General features: G+C 53.7%; 1 protein-coding gene. It reads left to right on the forward strand.

All coding sequences use genetic code 11. The annotated features are described in order from the left end of the window. Positions 1–219: 219 nt before the first annotated feature. Positions 220–2,674, forward strand: a 2,455-nt coding sequence (locus QZ197_RS15755; protein WP_296433170.1) for a glycosyltransferase, incomplete at its 3' end; no start/stop codon positions are given.

Here is a 2,674-nt window from a genome sequence, read left to right on the forward strand (position 1 = left end):
TTCGTAGCTGGGTTCACCATAGAATTAGTATCTTCACCAATTTATCCGTCAACTAATTAACATATATCAATATGTCTCATGCGGCGCTCTGATATTTTCGATTCTTCAAGTCATCCTTGACAGGTGGGGATATGAGTGATGAGGGATATTGCCTCTGAAAGAGCGGTGTTTTCTACGCGTACGCGGCTGCGCCGTCGGCTAGTTCATGGCTTTCTATTGATGGCGATATCTGCCGTCTTGGCGGTTCTGGGCCAGTTTTCATTCGAAGTGTTTTCAGTTGATGATCTGGAACCGGTGACCGAACAGCATGTCATCAATTTATTGATATCGGATGCTGGAACGACGCTGACGCCGCAGCCGGTATCTGTGCGTGAATGGGTCTATGATAGTGGCAATCAACCGGATTGCAGCTTTGGAAAATCCGTTTCAAGCCGCCAGATTATGGCCTTCCTGCCTGCCGCCGACCCCGCTGCGCGTGCGGCTGTCATGCGGCACTGTGACGACATCGACCTGTTGTTTGAAGAAGTATATTCTGTCAGCGACGCCGATGGATCTGTGCAATTGATGTCTTCTGCTCCGATCCACGGGTTGGGCACCAGAACACTCCCTATCCTGAAGTTTTCGTCACGCTTGAGCGATGAGACCGTTGCCGCAATTCTTTCTGACCCGGCAAAATTATCCGGTCTTGCCTTCAGGCTTGGTCTTTTGAATGAAGGTCCCAGGGCGGGGCTTTGCCTTGATATGTCTGCAAGACCAGAGATTTCCCCGCTTCTTGTTGAAGCGGCAGTGCGCACATTGATCCCAGGAGGAAAGCGCTGTGTCATCGGATCGGCAGATGCCGCATTCTGGAATGACCGCCCGCTGGTCGATGCGCTGGATCTTGGCGTTGCTTTGGTTTTTCGCACATCGAACAGTCCGGCCACTCCACCTGCCTCGAAGGCCTGGTTTTCCGATATGGTTGATCGGGCGTCGCGACTGATTGATTCAGAAAAGCTCGTCTTCGGGTTGGGGATGCGTGGCCAAGGCTGGCGCAGCGGTGGTTCTGGCATGGATACGGTCCCGTTTGTCGAAGCGATGGCTACGACATCCGCGGCAGGTGCAGCGGTCACCTATATCCCTTGGGCGAACGCGGTAAGAAGCCGATATGTAGATACCTTTGGCGTTCTCAACGAAATATGGGCCGTGGATGCTTTATCGGTCCATATGCAGCTTGAACGGATAGGGCCTGAAACGGCCGTGGCTGTATGGCCTATCGGTGCCGAAGATCCTGCTATCTGGGACATTCTGGAAGACGTGAAACCGATAGAAGAAATCTTGTCGGCCCCTATCAACTTGGACTCTGTAGTCCAGATGGAAGGTGAGGGGATTATCATTGTCGCGGCTGAACCTTTGCTGTCAGGCCAGCGGTCTTTGATCCTTGATGACCACAGCAATGAAATCCTGTCAGAAACCTATGACATCATTCCATTGCCTGCACGGCTGGTGCGGGATGGGCAACAGGACGCGGGAATCGTCGTGTCTTTTGCTGATCTTCCGCCTGTCGAAATCTGGCCGAGATTGTCTGGCATATTGGACGAAAGCGGTATCGAGGCGACATTTCTAGTGTCACCGCGTGACCTGATCGGCAAGGCAGAGGTAGCACAAAGTATCGTTGCCGGAGGACATACGCTGGGCCTGCAAGAGCCGAATAGCCATCGCATGCTACCGCCTTTTGACCAGATTGCAGAAAGAACCCGCCAGTTACTGGTTGCTGACCGGACCGGTGTCCGGACGCGGATCATCGAAGCGGGCGAGGTTGGCGATTGGTCTGACTTGGTGCGCAACGCGGACCTGCTTATTCGGGCAGGCTATGTGCCGGTTACACCTGCAGTAGAGTACGGCCCAAATGCACTTGAAACCGTGAGCGAAGAGGTTCGCACAAACTGGTTCAGCCGGTTCAACAACGATAACCGCATTGCGATCCATGCGGGGCCCCAGGATTGGGATCGCGTGCTGACCGGATTGCCGCCGCTACTTGGGGGATTGCACGAGCAGGGCTACCGGTTTCTTTCGGTGCGCGAGGTTGCAGGAATGCCGCTGGATAAGGCGATGCCCGTCGCTATTGGGCAAACCCATGTGGCGGCCGGTATTGTCTTTGGGGTGGCCAAGTTCATGCAGAACGAACTGAACGTCATCTTCTTTTGGTTTCTGATCTATTCGGCCGTACGATCCTTGATCTATCTGATACTCGCAATTGCGCGGCGTCCAAAGCGGGCATTCAATCCTGATTGGACGCCACCGGTCACTGTATTGATACCGGCCTTCAATGAAGAAAAAGTTATCGAAAGCTGCATACACTCTATTCTTGCGTCCCCTTATCCCGACTTGGGCGTCATTGTTGTCGATGACGGATCCACAGACGCGACATTTGACGTGGTCACCCGTGCTTTTGGTGACGACCCGAGGGTGACGGTCTTGCGGCAGGCCAACGGTGGCAAATGGGCTGCGGCGAATTATGGTCTGGATGAAATGGAGACGCCTTTCTTTCTGATTGCTGATGCAGATTCAGTTTTCACGCCGGAAACGATTGGCTGGCTTGTGCAACAATTTCAGGATGACAGTATCGGCGCTGTTGCGGGCATTGTCGAAGTCGGCAACCGCGATAGCTGGCTTGGCAGTTGTCAGGCGCTGGAAT

Source organism: Yoonia sp. (genome assembly GCF_017854415.1).
Lineage (GTDB): Bacteria > Pseudomonadota > Alphaproteobacteria > Rhodobacterales > Rhodobacteraceae > Yoonia.